The sequence below is a fragment of the Burkholderia glumae LMG 2196 = ATCC 33617 genome (genome assembly GCF_000960995.1).
GTDB classification, from domain to species: Bacteria; Pseudomonadota; Gammaproteobacteria; order Burkholderiales; family Burkholderiaceae; genus Burkholderia; species Burkholderia glumae.
In genome coordinates this window covers 2932379-2949205 of sequence record NZ_CP009435.1, presented here as the reverse complement: position 1 = coordinate 2949205, position 16827 = coordinate 2932379, and the positions used below count along the sequence as shown (strand labels likewise).

The following is a 16827-nucleotide window of genomic DNA, read 5'->3' as shown; positions in this document are numbered from 1 at the left end:
CGGGCGGGGCGAGCCGCCGGCTCAGTCGGGGCGCTCGAAATCGCGGGTGACCCAGCGCGTCGCGCTCGCCTTGTCGAGGCGGAAGCCGGCCTGCACGGTGGCCTGGCCGAGCTGCTCGCCGGTTTCGTCGAACGCCTTCAGCACGGCATAGGGCTCGTCGTCGTCGGGCACGATATCGAGCGTCACCGACACCGCGCGCGCCTCCACGTGCACCGTGACCTCCTTGTGCAGCATCGCCTCGCGCTGCTGCTCGTGGCGGCGCAGCACTTCCGAGGCGGTTTTCACCAGCGTGCGGAACGCCGCCGCGTCGAGCGGCTTCGGATTCTTCTTGTCGCGCCCCATCGTCCAGGGGCCGACCAGCGCCGGCTCTGCCTCGCCGTCCTTGATCATCGCGACGGCCCAGCCGTCGTCGTCCTCGTTCTTGATCACGCGCGCGGTCCAGCCGCTGTCGTGCCAGAGGCCGTCCTCGTGGATCGGGCTGTCGTCCTGGGCTGGGTCGGTATCGGTGGCGTGGTCGGTCATGAGGCGTCGGGCGCGGGTTCGGGGGCTTGGGTGGGCGGCTATTGTAAACGTTTCGATCGGCGGCAATGGTGCGCGCCGCCGCAGCTGGCCGTGCGGCCGGGTGGTGGCTGCTGAACCCTTTTTTCGGCAGAATGCGCGAGGGGCTGCAAAATCAATGGGTTAGCGAGAGGCGGGAAATTTGGGGGGTGCGAGGTGTCGGGCGGGAATTGGTTTTTGAATCAAGGGGGTAGGTGGGTTTTTGTTCAGTTATCTGCCGGGTAGGCAGCTTAGAAAGGGATCTCGACGTATCCGTTTCGCATGACGCGGTTATCTGCCGGGTAGGCAGCTTAGAAACTCGCGGTAAGTCATGCCGCGTCCCCGTTCGAGGTTCGCTGCCGTGTAGGCAGCTTAGAAATCAGGGCGACGTCAGAGAATCCTGTTGAAGCGCGTTCGCTGCCGTGTAGGCAGCTTAGAAATGCACGCACTGGCCGGTGCCGTGTGCGCTCGTGGTTCGCTGCCGTGTAGGCAGCTTAGAAAAGAGCAGCAGGCGCTCCAGTTCGCGCCGGTAGGTTCGCTGCCGTGTAGGCAGCTTAGAAAATGCTCGACGCCGCTCCCGACGTATTCGCCCGCCGTATTGTTGGCTGGCGCGTCAGTTCGTCGATGGCCACGGACTTCGTTCTTGATGCGCTTGAACAGGCGTTGTACGCACGCCAACCAAACGCCGACGGGACCTTGATACATCACTCCGATAGGGGGTCTCAATACGTCAGCATTCTCTACAGCGAACGTTTGGCCGAGGCGAGTATCGAGCCGTCCGTCGGCAGCCGTGGCGACAGCTACGATAACGCGCTGGCTGAAACGATCAACGGCCTGTACAAGACGGAACTGATTCCCGCCCGCCGAGGCTGAGGCAAACTACTACAGGCAACTCAGAAATGCTGCTGAAGTGCCTGCATCAACTTAAACCAACCGGCCTCCACGATTCCCGGTGCGGTTCACTCGCTTCGAGCGACGTGCCTACATTCACGAAGCATTCCTCAAACTTGGCTGCTCGATCATCTGTTGGAACATCTTCAGACGAGCTGAGCAGGGTTTTTGAACTGGCCTCTAAGTGGTTCAATGACAGCAAGGGTTTTGGTTTCATCACGCCGGACAACGGCGGCGAAGATCTGTTCGCGCACTTCTCCGAAGTCAGCGGCGACGGCTTCAAGACACTCGCTGAAAATCAGAAGGTCAGCTTCGAAACGAAGCGCGGCCCGAAGGGCATGCAGGCGGCTAACATCAAGCCGCTGTAAAGGTTGAAAAATCGGCACCTCGCCACAGGTGCCGAAGTACCGCGACACCCGCACGACGCTTTTCGCCAGAGGTCGATGCATTCGATCCTGGCTGCCCCGGCGAGCGATTCGCCGGGCGCTACATACCTCAGTTCCATCATCTTTCTTTGGCTTCAACGTCACTTCCTTGCGTTTCGCTGCGGCGGATTCAGCCCGCAAGCGCCCCGGAGCGACAGGTTTTTTGCGCCGCGACACGGCACTCGGCCGCACGCGAGCACGTGCTCGAGCAACACCAAAATTAAATGGCATAACGAACAAAATCAGCGGTGCAACGGCTACGCCGTCCATCCCACATCGCATCGGTCGCCGGACGGTAGCTTCTCATCCAACCTGCAGATCGAAGGCGTTGCAGGCCGCTACGAATTCTATTCGCTCGACTACTTCAGCAGCGAGGCACAGGCACTACAGCACTCGGCCCGTTGGGCTCGCGACTGAATCGGCACGCGCGGGTGACGGCGGTGTGCCCAGTTCGAGGCGAGTAGCGCATCCCGACCGTCTGCGCCCGATACTGGTGTGCCTGCTTGTTGCTGTGATTCACGATCACGCGGGCGTTCGCCGCCCGGTGCTCGTCGCTGCGCCCCCGGCGTGATATCGCGCATGGTGTTTCGCCGACTACCGAGGAACCGGAATGGCTAAAGAAGAACTGCTGGAACTCGACGGCATCGTTGACGAAGTGCTGCCGGACAGCCGCTACCGCGTCACGCTCGACAATGGTGTCGTGGTAGGTGCATATGCGTCCGGCCGTATGCGGAAGAATCGCATCCGAATCCTTGCCGGTGATCGGGTCACGCTGGAACTCTCGGTGTATGACCTGACCAAAGGACGGATCAATTTTCGACATAAGGATGAGCGTAGCGGCGGTGCAGCGCCGCGAGCTTCGTTCCGCCGCCGTTGATGGCGTGATTGCGAGCGCCTGCTGCGTGCCGGTGCCAAGAGGCTGCCGGTAAATCTACAACCATTGCTGCCCAATCCAAACCAAGGAAAAAAATGGCTACCATCATTCTGAAGCCCGACGAGCCCGTGGAAGTTGCATTACGCCGTTTCCGTCGCGGGATCGAGCGCACCGGCCTGATTCCAGAACTGCGTGCCCGGGCCGCCTATGAAAAACCAACGGCAGAGCGCAAGCGTAAGAAGGCCGCCGCGGTGGCACGCCTGAACAAGCAGATCAAACGGTCGTTGCCACCGAAAAAACGCTACTGATCGGTAGAAGTTCAGCCTTGGTCCGACAGCAAGGCCGTGCCAGATGTATCGCGGTCGCGCGCCTCTGCAAGCGCTCATCGCGGGCAAGCAGGTATGGCGTGAAAAAGCGAGCCGCCTGAATCCGATCTGACAGTCACGCAGCGTCGGAACGGGTAACTGTCAGATCGGGGCGCGACTTGTGCCGCTTACAACCCCATCCCTCACTTTCCCCCGTCGCATCGAGAAACGTCCCCGTAACGAACGATGCCTTCGCGCTCGCCAGCCACAGAATCGCGCGCGCCACTTCTTCCGGTTGCCCGCCACGCCCCATTCGCCTGCTGCGCGCAGAGCATGGGGCCGATCGCGTTCACGGCGAACACGCGCTGCATGCGTTCGAAGCCGAGGTCCTCCAGGCGCGACTGCCGCGCGATGATCGCGGCGTTGTTCACGAGTACGTCGATCCGGCCGAACTCGCGGCCGATCGCGGCAAACAGCACGGCCACCTGTTGCGGGTCCGCACTGTCGGCCCGCACGCGCCACCACGGCGCCGCGCGCCACCTGCCTGATCACGGCGCGCGCGGATGCCGGCGCAGCAGCAGCGCGAGCGGCAGCACGGCCAGCGCGGTGGCCGCCGTCGCCAAGGTGGCGCCGTGGACGCCGACCCGGTCGCCCAGGAACGCATAGGCAAGCGGGGAGAGCGCGCCCGACGCGATGGCGCCGGTGTAGAACAGCGCAAACGCGCGCTCGGTGTGCTCGACCGCCGTCAGTTCGGGCACGGTGCCATAGAGCACGGACGAGGTGCCGTTGAGCATCATGCCGAGCAGCGGCAGCAGCGCCATGGCCGGTGCCAGCGGCAGCCAGATCACGGCGAGGATCAGCGCGGCCGTGCCGCCTTCGGTCGCGAGCGCGGTGCCGATCACGCCCATCCGCGAGCCGAGCCAGCCGCAGACGAACTTGCCGGCGGCCCCGCCGATGAACACCAGCGCGAGCGCGGTGCCCATCATCGATGGCGAGATGCCTTTGTTCTTCATCAGGAACGGCAGGAAGGTGAGCAAGCCCATGCGCACGGCCGTGTCGAGCACGCCGATCGTGAGCAGCAGCGAGAAGCCGCCGCGCCAGCCAGCCGGCGGGCAGTTGCAGCGTGGCCATGGTGCCCGCGTAGATCGCGCGCAGCGCGGCCAGCGCGCCGTAGCTGAGCCCGAAGTCCGCCTGCCAGACCGGCAGCAGGGCGTAGATCATGTCGGTATAGCCGTCGTGCAGCGCATGCGCCGTGCATGAGAGCCACAACCCGCGCGAGCGCGGAACGTCGGCCGGGCGGCGGGCGGCGCCGGCCGCCACGCCCGGCCTCGGGCCGCCAAGACCGGTGCCGCCGCCGCCGAAGCGATCGCGGCATCCCCGCCGTCAATCCCGAAAAAGATCGACCTGACGTGCTCACCGGCGCCCACGCGGGTGAATCGTCCCGCTACAATGCGCCCTTTTTTCTCGAAAAAGACGCATGACGATGAAATGGTTAGCCGCGCTGGGCCTGCTGTCGATCGCGGCGAGCATCCACGCCGCGCCGTGTTCGCAGTTTTCCCCGGCGGGCCTCGAGCCCGAACTGACGAATCCGAAGATGGTCAGGCAGGCGCGCCTGCTCTGTTATTCCGACTTCGCGGTGCTGCACTCCGGCATCACGCACACGCCGCTCTGGTCGGCCGAGCATCTGACCGCCGCCCATCTGGCCGACGCCAGGGACGAGGTGCGCACCAATCGCTTCTTCGCGGAAACGCGCCTGCCGGCGGGCGAGGGCGCGACGCTGGCCGACTACCGGCGCAGCGGCTTCGACCGCGGCCACATGAGCCCGGCGGGCGACCGCTGGAACGATGTGGCGATGGCCGAATCGTTCTCGCTGGCGAACATGATTCCGCAGAACCCGCAGAACAACCGGCGCCTGTGGGCCCGCGTGGAGGAAGCGGTGCGCGCGATGGCGATGCGCGACGGCGAGGCCTACGTGGTGACCGGCCCGATGTTCCATGGCAGCGAACTGCAGACGATCGGCGCGAGCCGCGTGATCGTGCCGACCGAGATCTTCAAGCTGGTCTACCTGCCGGCGCGGCGCGTGGCGTTCGCGATCGTCGTGAAGAATGCCGACGTGAAGCGCTACGATATCGAAACCGTGCATCAACTGGAGGCCGCCAGCGGGCTGCGTTTCCCCGGCGTGCCGGAACGACTGAAGGATATGAAGGTAGGAGGGCTGTCCGGTGTCTAAGACGAATTTCCCCGCATTTGCCGACGACAGCACCGTCGTCAACCTGGCCGGCGACGCGCTGACCATCAGCAACGATCCGTCGCGCATCCGCGTGAGCGGCGAGCTCGAGATCGCCCGCGACCAGGCCGGGCTGAAGCGCGCCCAGGCGCTGCTGGCCGTGTTCGCCAGCATCGTCGAGGCGCTCGAGGCGGTGCCCGACCTGCCCGCGAAGCTCGCCGACGAGCCGCCGGCGCCCACCGGCCGGATCGCGAACCCGTTCTGAGCCGGCCCGCCGCGCCGGCCGCGCGGCGCCGTCACGGGCGCGGGCGCGGCGCGAATGCGGTATAAGGTACTGCTTCAGGACATCGACCTATCGGGGCCGGCCATGCATCGAATCGGATATCTGCTCAGCGACGGGTTTCAGATCATGGCGCTGGCGTCCCAGACCGTGTTCGAGGTGGCGAACCTGGTGGCCGGCACGCCGTTCTACGCGGTCGAGAATTATTCGATCGCGGGCGGCCCGCAGCGCTCGTCGCTCGGCATGCGGGTCGAGACACGGGCGCCGGCGCCGCGCGGCGGCGTCGATAGCTGGCTGGTGGTGGGCGTGATCGATCCGCTGGCGGTGCCGCCGCCGGACGATCTGGTCGCGTTCCTGCGCCGTTCCAGCGGCCGCGCGCGCCGGGTGGCGGGCATCTGCACCGGCGGCTTCGTGCTGGCCGAGGCGGGGCTGCTCGACGGGCGCCGCGCCACCACGCACTGGGCCTTCGCGCGGGCGCTGCGGCAGGCGCATCCGGCGGTCCGGATGGAGGACGATCGCATCTACATCGTGGACGGGCCGGTCTGGACCTCGGCGGGCATGACGGCCGGGCTCGACCTGGCGCTGGCGATGGTCGAGCAGGACCTGGGCGCCGACCTGGCGCGCTCGGTCGCGCACAAGCTGGTGATGCATCAGCGGCGCGCGGGCGGCCAGTCGCAGCACTCGGAGATGCTCGAACTCGCGCCGAAGTCGGATCGCATCCAGAACGCGCTGAACTATGCGCGGCAGAACCTGCATCGTTCGCTGTCGGTGGAGGAGCTGGCCACCGCCGCGCATCTGAGCCCGCGCCAGTTCAGCCGCGTGTTTACGCTCGAGACGGGGCAGTCGCCGGCCAGGGCGGTCGAGGGGCTGCGGCTGGAGGCGGCGCGCCTGATGGTCGAGCGCGGCACGCATCCGCTCGAGGTGATCGCGCGCGAGACGGGCTTTCGCGACCGCCGCCACCTGCGCGAGGCATTCGTGCGCGGCTTCGGCGTGCCGCCCCAGGCGGTACGGCGCGAGGCGCGCGGCGGCTGAGGCGGCCGCGCGGCGCCGCCACGGCGGACGGCGAGCATCCGGGCGCACGGCCGCCGCGCGTGGCGGCGCCGGCCCGATTCACGGCCTCAGTCCGGCGGCGCCGGCACCTCGATCGCGAGCAGCGCCGAGCTGACCGACTTGCCGTGGGCATCGAGCGCCAGCGAGCGCGTGACGCCGCCGCCCAGCGCCTCGCCGAGCACGAAATTGAAGGCGGCCAGCGCCGGCAGCTCGTGGCGCACCACCTCGCCCCGCACGAACGCGCCGAGCCAGGCCTTCACGCGCGCGGCGCTCAGATGCTCGCGCACATGGGCGTAGTGCCGCGGATCGCGGCAGATCACCGAGACGTTCAACGTGTTGCCCTTGTCGCCGGTGCGCGAATGCGCGAGTTCACGCAGTTGCATCGTCGGCCTCCACCATCGTGAAAACGGGCCGCACCAGCTCGCGCGGCAGCAGCACCGACTGCACGGCCAGCACCTCGCGCGCGGCCTTCGTCACGCCGCCGCCGCCGGCCGGCCCGTTGGTATAGAGCGTTTCCACCTCGTTGCCGATCCGCGCCGCGTCGGCCGCCGTGGCGGTGCGGCCCGCCACGCGCAGGCGCACTTCGGCGGGCTCGTCGCGCGGGCCGGCCAGCGTGTTGCCGTACAGCGCGTTCACGCCGATCAGGTCGATGCGCAGCTCGCTCACCGCCACGCCGGTCAGCGCCAGGCGCTCGCGCACGATCTGGCCGGCCAGCCGCGCGCGCGCCGTTGCGCCGGGGCCGCCATACGAGATCTGGCCTTCGCCGACATGGCCGTCGGTGTAGGCCACCGACACCTTCAGCGTGTCGGGCCGCGCGCGGCCGGCGCCGCCCGTCACGCGCACGCGGTCGGGGCCGTCGGGCACGACCCGCACGGCGCTGAAATCGGCGCTCACGTCGGGCTGCAGGTAGCAGGCCGGATCGTGGATCTCGTAGAGCAACTGCTGCTTGCAGGTGTCCACGCTCACGCAGCCGCCGGCGCGCGCGAGCTTGGTGATGGTCGCGGCGCCGTCGGCCGACACCTCGCCGATCGGAAAGCCGAGCCGCGCCAGATCCGGCACGTCCAGCCAGCCGGGATCGGCGAAATAGCCGCCCGTGACCTGGCCCGCGCATTCGAGCAGATGGCCCACCACGGTGGCCTGCCCGAGACGCGTCCAGTCGTCCATCGGCCAGCCGAATGCATGGATCAGCGGCGCGGCGAACAGCGCCGGGTCGGCCACGCGGCCGGTCAGCACCACGTCGGCGCCGGCGGCCAGCGCGGCGACGATCGGCTCGGCGCCGAGATAGGCGTTGGCCGCCACGATGCGCTCGCGATAGTCGGTCACCGCGTCGCCCGATTCGAGGAAGCGGAACGCGCCGCCCAGTACCGGCGCGAGCACGTCGTCGCCGCTCACGGCCGCCACGCGCAGCCGGCCCAGGCCCAGCGAGGCCGCGATCCGCGCGGTCTCGCGCGCGGCTGCGAGCGGGTTCGCGGCGCCCATGTTCGAGATGATCCGCACGCCGCCGGCGGCGGCCGCGGGCAGCACCGCGCGCATCCGCGCGCCGAGCAGCGGGTCGTAGCCGAGCGCGGGATCGGCGCGGCGCGCCTGCTGCGCGATCGCGATGGTGCGCTCGGCCAGGCATTCGAAGATCAGGTAGTCGAGCGCGCCGTGCTCGGCCAGCTCGACGGCGGGCTCGATGCGGTCGCCGGAATAGCCGGCGCCGGCGCCGAGCCGGATCGGACGATCCAGGGTAGGGACGGTCATGGTAAATGGTCCGGTTGCGCACGCAACGACAGGGATCGCGCCGTCATCGCGTCAGAGCGGGAACACGCCGAGCGCGACGGCGGCGATCGTCATCACGACGGAGGCGCCGAACAGCAGCGGGAACGTGAATTTCTGGTGCTCGGCCAGATCGATGCCGCACAGTCCGACCACCAGGAAGGTGGCCGGCGTGAGCGGGCTGACGGGAAAGCCGGTGGTCATCTGGCCGAGCAGGGCGGCCTGGCCCACCTGCACGGCCGGCACGCCGAGCCGCCCGGCGACCTCGGCGATCACGGGCAGCACGCCGAAGTAGAACGAATCGGGATCGAACAGCAGGCTCAGCGGCATCGCGAGCAGCCCGAGCGCGACCGGGATGTGGCCGGCCATCGACGGCGGCACGAAGCCCACCGCCGCGCCCGCCATCGCCTCGAGCATGCCGCTGCCCTGCATGATGCCGGTGAACACGCCGGCGGCGAGCAGGATGCCGGCCATCATCAGCGCGGCGCGCGCGTGGGCGTCGATGCGCCGGCGCTGCATCTCGACGTCGGGATAGTTGACCACCAGCGCGATGCAGAAGCCCACCATGAAGGTCAGCGCGGGCGGCACCCGCTCGCCCAGCACCACCATGCTGCCGAGCACCAGCACCGTCAGCGCCAGATTGAAGCCGAACAGGTGCGGGCGGCGCAGCGCCTGCTGGTCGGGCGTCAGCACCCGCTCGGGGATCGGGATCGCGCCGTGCGCGGCGATGCCGAGCCGCGCTTGCTCGCGGCGGCCCAGCCAGTACGCGGCGCCGAACACGAACGCGAGGCCCACGGCCTGCACCGGGATCAGCGGGTTGAACAGCGCGGAGACCGGCAGGTGCAGCGAGGCCGAGGCGCGGATCATCGGCCCCGTCCAGGGCAGGAAGTTGATGCCGGCCGCCATCGACACGGCCGCGGCGAGCACGCGCCGGTCCATCTTCAGGCGGTCGTAGAGCGGCAGCATGGCCGGGATCGTGACGAGGAAGCAGACGGCGCCCGAGCCGTCCAGGTGGATCAGCAGCGCGAGCAGCGTGGTGCCGACCACGATGCGCGTGGGGCGCGTGCCCACCGCGCGCAGGATCCGGTCGATGATCGGGTCGAGCGTGCCGGCATCGGTGATGGTGCCGAAATAGAGGATCGCGAACACGAACATGCCCACCACCGGCGCGAGATTCTTAAGCCCGCCCACCACGAAGCCGCCCACCTGCAGCCCGAAGCCGCCCGCGAGCGCGGCGGCCAGCGGCACCACGATCAGCGCCACGAGCGGCGAGAGCCGCCGCGTGAGGATCGTGCCGAGCAGCACGACGATGGTGGCGAGCCCCAGCAAGGGCAGCATCATGGTGTCTCCGGTCTTGTGTTTCGATGAGGGCGAGCGTAGTTTCGCCACCGCGATAACACAATTGAAATGATTTGATCGCAGCAATCACGCTTCGTTATGGATGAGACATGGACCTGAACCTGCGCGAGCTTCGCGCGTTCGTCACCGTCGCGCAGGCCGGCAACTTCACGCGCGCGGCCGCGCGCCTGCATCTCTCGCAGCCGGCGCTGACGGTGCAGATCCGGCGCCTCGAGCAGACCGTGGGCGCGCGCCTGTTCGACCGCAACAGCCGCAGCGTGGCGCTCACGCAGACCGGCCGCGAGCTGCTGCCGCTGCTGCAGCGCTCGCTCGACGACATGGAGCGCGTGCTGCGCGATGCGCGCGCGTTCGGCGACGGCACCGCCGGCACGGTGCGGCTGGCCTGCCTGCCGACCTTCGCGGCCAGCGTGCTGCCCGACCTGATCCGCGAGTTCCGGCGGCGGGTGCCGCAGGCGCGCTTCGAGATTCGCGACGTGGTGGCAAGCGCGGTGGACGCGCTGGTGCGCGGCGAGGAGGTCGATCTCGGGCTGACGGGCGGCGAGCGCGTGGACCCGGCGCTGGAGGTGCTGCACGCGGGCGCGGACCGGCTGGTGGTGGTGTGCCCGCGCGGGCATCGGCTCGCGCGGCGGCGCCGCGTGACGGCCGCCGACCTGCTGGCACAGCCGCTGGTGCTGACCGCGCGCGGCACCAGCGTGCGCGCGGTGGTCGACACGGCGCTCGCGGCCGCGGCCGGGGCCGGTCCCATGCCCGAGCTGGCCTGCGAGCCGACCTGCATGATGACGGCGGTGGCGATGGTGCGCGGCGGGCTCGGCGTGACGATCCTGCCGGCCTCGGCACGCGAGGTGCTGGCCGAGCCCGAACTGGTGGCGCGGCCGATTGCCGAGGCGGGCTTCGTGCGGCCCGTCGCGCTCGTGAAGCGGCGCGGCCGCACGCTGCCGCGCATCGCCGAGGCATTCGCGGCGGCGCTCGTCGCGCACGGGTTGCACGGCGCGGTGCAACCGCCGCCGCCCTGATGGAAAGCGACGGCCGCGCGTGCGCAAAGACGCGCGCCGGGCGGCAGCGAAAGGCGCCGAGTGCAACGGTGCAACCGATTGTTCAGTTGACTAGGTATCTTCGCGCGCGTGGGCGAAATCACCAAGCCGGACGGCTCGCCGGCTCCGTGACAGCCCCGTAGAATTCGCGCCAAACCCAGGCGTGACAAGCTTGTGACGGTCTTCCCCGGCGTGCCGCCGCTTTTCTCGAAATCGCTTGCCAAGGTTATTTTGTTCACCCATTCTTGTCTATACAAGATCAGCGTTGATCGTGGTGTGGCAGGGAAATTCCGAACCTATGGGGAATGTCGACATGAAGAGTAAGCACAGCCGTCTCGCAACGCTCGTGATCGGAGCGGTCCTCGGATCCGCGCTGATGGCCGGGTCCGTGCAGGCGAAGGACTGGAAGTCCGTCACGATCGCGCTCGACGGCAGCTATGCGCCGTGGAACCTGACCTTGCCGGGCGGCAAGCTGGGCGGCTTCGAGCCCGAGTTGGTCGAGAATCTCTGCGCGCACGCGCAATTGCAGTGCAAGCTCGTCACGCAGGACTGGGACGGCATGATCCCGGGCCTGCAGGCCGGCAAGTTCGACGTGCTGATGGATGCGATCTCGATCACGCCCGACCGCGAGAAGATCCTCGCGTTCTCGCAGCCCTACGCGGCCACGCCGGCCACCTTCGCGGTGGCCGACACCAAGATCCTGCCGAAGTCGTCGCCGGCGCTGGGCGCGGTGCGGCTCGACAACGACGCGCGCAGCGCCGCGCCCGCCATCGAGATGCTGCGCAGCGCGCTCAAGGGCAAGACCATCGGCCTGCAGTCGGGCACGATCTACACGGCCTTCATCAACAACAACTTCAAGGACGTGGCCTCGGTGCGCGTCTACAAGAGCGCGCCCGAGCGCGACCTGGATCTCGCCAACGGCCGCATCGACGCGTCGTTCGACGACATCACCTACTACACCGCGAACGCCGGCAAGTCGCACGTGGTGCCGGCCGGCCCGGTCATCACGGGGCCGGTGTGGGGGCAGGGCGAGGGCCTGGCGTTCCGCAAGACCGACACCGACCTGAAGGCGAAGTTCGACGCGGCGATCACGGCCGCGAAAGCCGACGGCACCATCAAGAAGCTGTCGATGAAGTGGTTCAAGACCGACGTGACGCCGTAAGCGTCGCGCCGGCTCTCGCGGCGCCGCGTGCCGCGCCCGGCGGGGCGCGCGGCGTCAGTCCGGTCGTGCTGGATCATCTGGTTTGCCTGGGGTAGCCGCCATGTCGTCTCTCATCACCATGCTCGGTTTCGGATCGCAGGGCTGGGGCAGCGTGCTGCTGCTCGGCGCGCTGATGACGATCGTGCTCACCTTGTCCGCGCTCGCGATCGGCTCGGTGTTCGGCGGCCTGGTGGCCGCCCTGAAGCTGTCGCGGCGGCGTACCCTGCGCGTGCTCGGCGATGCCTACACCACCGTGTTCCGCGGCGTGCCCGAGCTGCTGGTGATCTACCTGTTCTACTTCGGCGGCTCCTCGCTCGTCACCACGGTCGGCCAGTGGTTCGGCGCCGACGGCTTCGTCGGCGTGCCGCCGTTCGCGATCGGCGCGGTGGCGGTGGGCATGATCTCGGGCGCCTACCAGGCCGAGGTGTATCGCGCCGCGGTGCTGGCCGTCTCGCGCGGCGAGCTCGAGGCCGCGCGCGCGATCGGCATGCCGCGCCTGACGGCCGTGCGCCGCGTGCTGATTCCGCAGGTGCTGCGCTTCGCGCTGCCGGGCCTCGGCAACGTCTGGCAGCTGAGCCTGAAGGATTCGGCGCTGATCTCGGTGACGGGGCTGGCCGAACTGCTGCGCGCCACCCAGGTGGCGGCCGGCTCCACCCACGAGTATTTCCTGTTCTTCGTCGCGGGCGGCGTGCTGTACCTGCTGATGACGAGCCTCTCGAACCGCGTCTTCGGCACGGCCGAGGCGCGCGTGGGCCGCTCGTTCAAGCGCAGCTTCGCACGCAACTGACGTCACGGCGGCCACCTCATGCCTATCGATTTTCCGTTCCTGCTCGACACCATGCGGCAGCTGATCGCCGCCGTGCCGACCACGCTGGGGCTGTTCTTCCTGTCGCTGGTGCTGGGCGGGCTGCTCTCGCTCGTGATCGTCACGCTGCGCGTGTCGCCGCACTGGCTGCCGAACCGCTTCGCGCGCGCCTACATCCTGGTGTTCCGCGGCTCGCCGCTCCTGATCCAGATGTTCCTCGTCTACTACGGGCTCGGCCAGTTCGGCGTGATCCGCGAGAGCTTCCTGTGGCCGGTGCTGCGCGAGCCCTACGTGTGCGCGGTGCTCTCGCTCGCGCTCTGTACCGCCGGCTACACGGCCGAGATCATCCGCGGCGGCCTGATGGCGGTGCCGGTCGGGCAGATCGAGGCCGGCCAGGCGATCGGCCTGTCGGGCTTCGCGCTGCTGCGCCGCGTGATCGGCCCGATCGCGCTGCGCCAGTGCCTGCCGGCTTACTCGACCGAAGCGGTGCTGCTCGTCAAATCCACCGCGCTCGCGAGCCTGGTGACGGTGTGGGAGGTCACGGGCGTCGCGCAGCAGATCATCCAGCAGACCTACCGCACCACCGAGGTGTTCGCCTGCGCGGCGCTGATCTACCTGTTCCTGAACTTCTTCGTGGTGCGCGTGCTCGGCTGCGTCGAGGCGCGGCTCTCACGCCACCTGCGCGCCGCGCCGGCGCTGGCGGCGCCCACCGCCGCCACGCTCGAGGCGCGCCGCGCCGCGCCCTGAGCGATCGCCCCATTCCCAGTTGGAGACACGCATGCCTGCCGTCAATCCCGTCGCGCTGTCCGCGCGCAACATCCACAAGTCGTTCGGTGATCACCACGTGCTCAAGGGCATCTCGCTCGACGCGCACGAGGGCGACGTGATCTCGATCCTCGGCGCGAGCGGCTCGGGCAAGAGCACCTTCCTGCGCTGCCTGAACCTGCTCGAGATCCCCGACGACGGCGCCGTGACGCTGGCCGGCGAGGAACTGAAGATGACGCGCCGCCGCGACGGCACGCTGCAGCCGGCCGACCGGCGCCAGGTGGACCGGGTGCGCTCGCGCCTGGGCATGGTGTTCCAGAACTTCAACCTCTGGTCGCACATGACGGTGCTGGAGAACGTGATCGAGGGGCCGATGCGGGTGTTGAAGCGCAGCCGCGCCGAGGCGGTGGAGGAGGCCGAGGCGCTGCTCGCGCGGGTCGGCCTGGCCGAGCGGCGCGGCCACTATCCGGCGCATCTGTCGGGCGGCCAGCAGCAGCGCGTGGCGATCGCGCGCGCGCTGGCCATGCATCCGAAGGTGATGCTGTTCGACGAGCCGACCTCGGCGCTCGATCCGGAGCTGGTGGGCGAGGTGCTGCGCGTGATGCGCTCGCTCGCCGAGGAGGGCCGCACGATGCTGGTGGTCACGCACGAGATGGGCTTCGCGCGGCACGTATCGAACCGCGTGATGTTCCTGCACCAGGGGCAGGTGGATTCGGACGGCACGCCCGACGAGGTGTTCGGCGAGCAGAAGTCCGAGCGGTTCCGCCGCTTCGTGTCGGGCCACGAGGACCGCAATGCCAACTGATTCACCATCCGGACGAAGGTTGCGGATGCAACGGTAGTCCGTCCACCTCATCATCGTCCGATCCGCAGGTACCGCCATGGCCATCCTTCGTTCCGAGCGCCCGCTCGACTGGCGCGACATCGCCGCCGTCGCCGCCGGGGCGCCGCTGCACCTTTCCGACGCGGCGCGTGCGAGCATCGTCGCCGCGCGCGAGCTGGTCGAGCAGATCGTCTCGCGCGCGATCCGCGCCTATGGCATGAACACCGGCGTGGGCGCGCTCTGCGACGTGGTGGTGTCGCCCGCCGACCAGCACGATCTCTCGCACCACATCCTGATGAGCCACGCGGTGGGCGTGGGCGCGCCGCTCGGCCGCGAGGAGACGCGCGCGATCATGGCCGCCGCGATCAACAACTTCGCGCACGGGCATTCGGGCGTGCGCGTGGAGGTGGTGGAGCGGCTCGCGGTGCTGCTCGAGGCGGACTGCCTGCCCGAGGTGCCGGCGCTCGGCTCGGTCGGCTACCTGAGCCACATGGCGCATATCGCGCTGGTCTGCGTCGGCGCGGGCCACGTGCGGTGGCGCGGCGAGCGGCTGACGGGCGCCGACGCGCTGGCCCGGCTCGGGCTCGCGCCGCTCTCGCTCGGCGCCAAGGAGGGCCTGAGCCTCGTGAACGGCACGCCCTGCGTGACCGGCCTGGCCGCGCTCGCGCTGCAGCGCGCCGGGCGGCTGCTCGACTGGGCCGACGCCGTGTCGGCGATGAGCTTCGAGAATCTCGGCGGCCAGATGGCCGCCTTCGATGCCGAGGCGCTCGCGTTTCGCGTCTCGCCGGGGCTCGCCGAGGTGGGGGCGCGCATGCGCGCCGCGCTCGACGGCAGCGGGCTGCTCGCGGCCGCGCTCGGCCGCCATACGCAGGACCCGCTTAGCATGCGCACCATCCCGCACGTGCACGGCGCCGCGCGCGACGTGCACGCGGCCACCGCCGAGGTGGTCAACCGCGAACTGGCTTCCACCACCGACAACCCGATCGTGACGGGCACGCCCGACGCGCCGCGCGTGTTTTCCCAGGCGCACGCGGTGGGCGCCTCGATCGCGCTGGCGATGGACAGCCTGGCGGTGGCCGTGGCGCAGGTCGCGGCGATGGCCGAGCGGCGCATCGACCGGCTCGTCAATCCGCTGGTGAGCGGGCTGCCGGCCTTTCTCGCGCAGCCGGGCGGCACGCGCTCGGGCTTCATGATCGCGCAGTACACGGCGGCCTCGCTGGTCGCCCAGAACCGCCGCGAGGCGGCGCCCGCGAGCCTCGACGGCGGCGTGACCTCGGGCCTGCAGGAGGACCACCTGTGCCATGCCACGCCGGCCGCGCTGAAGGCGCTGGTGGTGATCGAAAATAGCTGCCGGATACTTGGGATAGAATTGCTCGCCGCCGCGCAGGCCTATGATCTGCAGCCGGTCGAGGCGGCGCGCGCGCCCTACACGGAGGCCCTGCATGCGCGGATTCGCGGCGAGATCGCGACCTACCGCGATGACCGGCCGCTCGCCGACGACATCGCGTTCGCGTTCCGGCTGATCGCCGACGGCGCGCCGCCGCCGCTGCCGGACCCCGTGACGGTGCGGCCGGTGGCGGGCACGCTGGTGTCGGATGCGGCGCCGCCCTCGGCGGGCGGCCCGCTGGCGTCGGCCAACGACGTGCTGCCCGCGGCGATCGGCGGCTGACCGGCGGCCTCCTGCGGTCGCGGCCGGCCGATCGCCCCTCACCGACGAAGTCGAGAACAACGATGATCAGGAATCCAGTGGACGATGCGCAGCAGCCGGCGGGGGGGCGCAAGCCGGCGCCCGCCTATGAGCAGATCAAGCGCTACGTGATCGGCCACATCGCCAGCGGCACCTGGAAGCCCGGCGAGATGATCCCGTCCGAAACCGAGCTCGTGAAGGAATTCGGCGTGGCGCGCATGACCGTCTCGCGCGCGCTGCGCGAACTGACCGCCGAACGCGTGCTCACGCGCGTGCAGGGCTCGGGCACCTTCGTCGCGCCGCGCGACGTCGAATCCACCGTGCTCGACGTGCGCAACATCGCCGACGAGATCGTGGCGCGCGGGCACCATCACAGCGCGAAGGTGCTGCTGCTGGAGGCGAGCCTCGATCCGCAGGCGTGCGCCGCGCTCGATCTGGCGGCCGGCCCGGTGTTCCATTCGCTGATCGTCCATTACGAGGAAGGCGAGCCGATCCAGTACGAGGATCGCTACGTGAACCCACGGGTGTTTCCGCAGTACCTGGAGCAGGACTTCACGGCCGAGACGCCGAACCGCTACATGGTGCGGCTCGCGCCAATCCAGCGCGCCGACTTCCGCATCTATGCGCGCAAGCCCGAGGCGCCGATCCGCCGCCATCTGTCCATGGAGATCGGCGAGCCGTGCCTGCTGATGTGGCGGCGCACCTGGGTCGGCGAGGCGGTGGCCACCGCCGTGCAGCTCTGGCACCCGGCCTCGCGCTTTCACCTGGCCGGCAGCATGTGAGCGCCGGGCGGGGCGCGCGAACCGTTG

The 16827-nt window shown here is 69.3% G+C and carries 18 protein-coding genes, 4 pseudogenes and 1 CRISPR repeat array; of the genes and pseudogenes, 16 read left to right on the top strand and 6 right to left on the bottom strand.

Features of this window, described 5'->3' with window-relative positions; all coding sequences use genetic code 11:
• Positions 1–21: 21 nt before the first annotated feature.
• A complete protein-coding gene (locus KS03_RS25730; RefSeq protein ID WP_015875839.1) occupies positions 22–522 on the bottom strand; it encodes a hypothetical protein in 501 nt (166 codons plus the stop codon).
• 245 nt (positions 523–767) lie between these two features.
• Positions 768–1098: a CRISPR direct-repeat array (repeat unit 28 nt; unit sequence GTTCGCTGCCGTGTAGGCAGCTTAGAAA).
• 18 nt (positions 1099–1116) lie between these two features.
• On the opposite strand from KS03_RS25730, the pseudogene KS03_RS25725 reads away from it, so the two are divergent.
• The 6 genes and pseudogenes from KS03_RS25725 to rpsU all read left to right on the top strand — a co-directional run.
• Positions 1117–1401: pseudogene (locus tag KS03_RS25725) on the top strand (DDE-type integrase/transposase/recombinase); the annotation flags it as partial.
• A gap of 97 nt (positions 1402–1498) precedes the next feature.
• Positions 1499–1600 (top strand): annotated as a pseudogene (locus tag KS03_RS31745) (IS5/IS1182 family transposase); the annotation flags it as partial.
• A gap of 1 nt (position 1601) precedes the next feature.
• On the top strand, positions 1602–1796 hold the full coding sequence (locus tag KS03_RS25720) for a cold-shock protein (RefSeq protein WP_035977271.1): 195 nt from the start codon (positions 1602–1604) through the stop codon (positions 1794–1796).
• A 276-nt stretch (positions 1797–2072) separates the two neighbouring features.
• Positions 2073–2270 (top strand): hypothetical protein, encoded by a 198-nt coding sequence (locus KS03_RS32975; protein WP_080569363.1) that lies wholly within the window; start codon positions 2073–2075, stop codon positions 2268–2270.
• Positions 2271–2463: 193 nt separating this feature from the next.
• Positions 2464–2730, top strand: coding sequence for a translation initiation factor IF-1 (infA, locus tag KS03_RS30500; protein WP_015875838.1), 267 nt, complete (start codon positions 2464–2466; stop codon positions 2728–2730).
• Positions 2731–2822: 92 nt separating this feature from the next.
• On the top strand, positions 2823–3035 hold the full coding sequence (rpsU, locus tag KS03_RS30495; protein WP_015875837.1) for a 30S ribosomal protein S21: 213 nt from the start codon (positions 2823–2825) through the stop codon (positions 3033–3035).
• A 208-nt stretch (positions 3036–3243) separates the two neighbouring features.
• Here rpsU and KS03_RS25715 read toward each other — a convergent pair.
• Positions 3244–3547: pseudogene (locus KS03_RS25715) on the bottom strand (SDR family oxidoreductase); the annotation flags it as partial.
• 33 nt (positions 3548–3580) lie between these two features.
• Positions 3581–4253 (bottom strand): annotated as a pseudogene (locus KS03_RS25710) (MFS transporter).
• A 256-nt stretch (positions 4254–4509) separates the two neighbouring features.
• On the opposite strand from KS03_RS25710, the gene KS03_RS25705 reads away from it, so the two are divergent.
• The 3 genes from KS03_RS25705 to KS03_RS25695 all read left to right on the top strand — a co-directional run bounded on the left by KS03_RS25705 (position 4510) and on the right by KS03_RS25695 (position 6571).
• Positions 4510–5262, top strand: a complete 753-nt coding sequence (locus KS03_RS25705; protein WP_015875836.1) for a DNA/RNA non-specific endonuclease — start codon at positions 4510–4512, stop codon at positions 5260–5262.
• The gene (locus KS03_RS25700; protein WP_015875835.1) at positions 5255–5524 is read left to right on the top strand and encodes a hypothetical protein; all 270 of its coding nucleotides are present in this window, start codon (positions 5255–5257) and stop codon (positions 5522–5524) included. Before KS03_RS25705 ends, KS03_RS25700 begins: the two co-directional genes overlap by 8 nt.
• 102 nt (positions 5525–5626) lie before the next feature.
• A complete protein-coding gene (locus tag KS03_RS25695) occupies positions 5627–6571 on the top strand; it encodes a GlxA family transcriptional regulator (RefSeq protein WP_015875834.1) in 945 nt (314 codons plus the stop codon).
• 86 nt (positions 6572–6657) lie between these two features.
• On the opposite strand, the gene KS03_RS25690 is transcribed toward KS03_RS25695, so the two are convergent.
• Genes KS03_RS25690 through KS03_RS25680 form a run of 3 tightly spaced genes read right to left on the bottom strand, consistent with a single transcriptional unit; the run spans position 6658 to position 9685 of the window.
• Entirely contained in the window at positions 6658–6972 is a 315-nt protein-coding gene (locus tag KS03_RS25690) for an AtuA-related protein (protein WP_015875833.1), read from the bottom strand.
• Positions 6959–8332, bottom strand: coding sequence for an acyclic terpene utilization AtuA family protein (locus tag KS03_RS25685; RefSeq protein WP_045678913.1), 1374 nt, complete (start codon positions 8330–8332; stop codon positions 6959–6961). The genes KS03_RS25690 and KS03_RS25685 overlap by 14 nt, the downstream gene beginning before the upstream one ends.
• Before the next feature lie 51 nt (positions 8333–8383).
• A complete protein-coding gene (locus KS03_RS25680; protein WP_015875831.1) occupies positions 8384–9685 on the bottom strand; it encodes a CitMHS family transporter in 1302 nt (433 codons plus the stop codon).
• A 110-nt stretch (positions 9686–9795) separates the two neighbouring features.
• Between KS03_RS25680 and KS03_RS25675 the strand changes: the two genes are divergently transcribed.
• From KS03_RS25675 to hutC, 7 genes are all read left to right on the top strand, one after another.
• Positions 9796–10719 carry a LysR family transcriptional regulator gene (locus KS03_RS25675; RefSeq protein ID WP_015875830.1) on the top strand — a complete coding sequence of 308 codons (924 nt, stop codon included), beginning with the start codon at positions 9796–9798 and terminating at the stop codon, positions 10717–10719.
• 331 nt (positions 10720–11050) lie between these two features.
• Complete coding sequence (locus tag KS03_RS25670) at positions 11051–11899, top strand: transporter substrate-binding domain-containing protein (protein WP_015875829.1); 849 nt, start codon at positions 11051–11053, stop codon at positions 11897–11899.
• 100 nt (positions 11900–11999) lie between these two features.
• Positions 12000–12725 (top strand): ABC transporter permease, encoded by a 726-nt coding sequence (locus KS03_RS25665; RefSeq protein ID WP_015875828.1) that lies wholly within the window; start codon positions 12000–12002, stop codon positions 12723–12725.
• 18 nt (positions 12726–12743) lie between these two features.
• Positions 12744–13490: an ABC transporter permease gene (locus KS03_RS25660; protein ID WP_015875827.1), complete on the top strand. Its 747-nt coding sequence runs from the start codon at positions 12744–12746 to the stop codon at positions 13488–13490.
• A 31-nt stretch (positions 13491–13521) separates the two neighbouring features.
• On the top strand, positions 13522–14313 hold the full coding sequence (locus KS03_RS25655; RefSeq protein WP_015875826.1) for an ABC transporter ATP-binding protein: 792 nt from the start codon (positions 13522–13524) through the stop codon (positions 14311–14313).
• A 76-nt stretch (positions 14314–14389) separates the two neighbouring features.
• Positions 14390–16000 carry an HAL/PAL/TAL family ammonia-lyase gene (locus KS03_RS25650; RefSeq protein ID WP_015875825.1) on the top strand — a complete coding sequence of 537 codons (1611 nt, stop codon included), beginning with the start codon at positions 14390–14392 and terminating at the stop codon, positions 15998–16000.
• Positions 16001–16062: 62 nt separating this feature from the next.
• A complete protein-coding gene (gene hutC, locus KS03_RS25645; protein WP_035977846.1) occupies positions 16063–16800 on the top strand; it encodes a histidine utilization repressor in 738 nt (245 codons plus the stop codon).
• Positions 16801–16827: the final 27 nt, after the last annotated feature.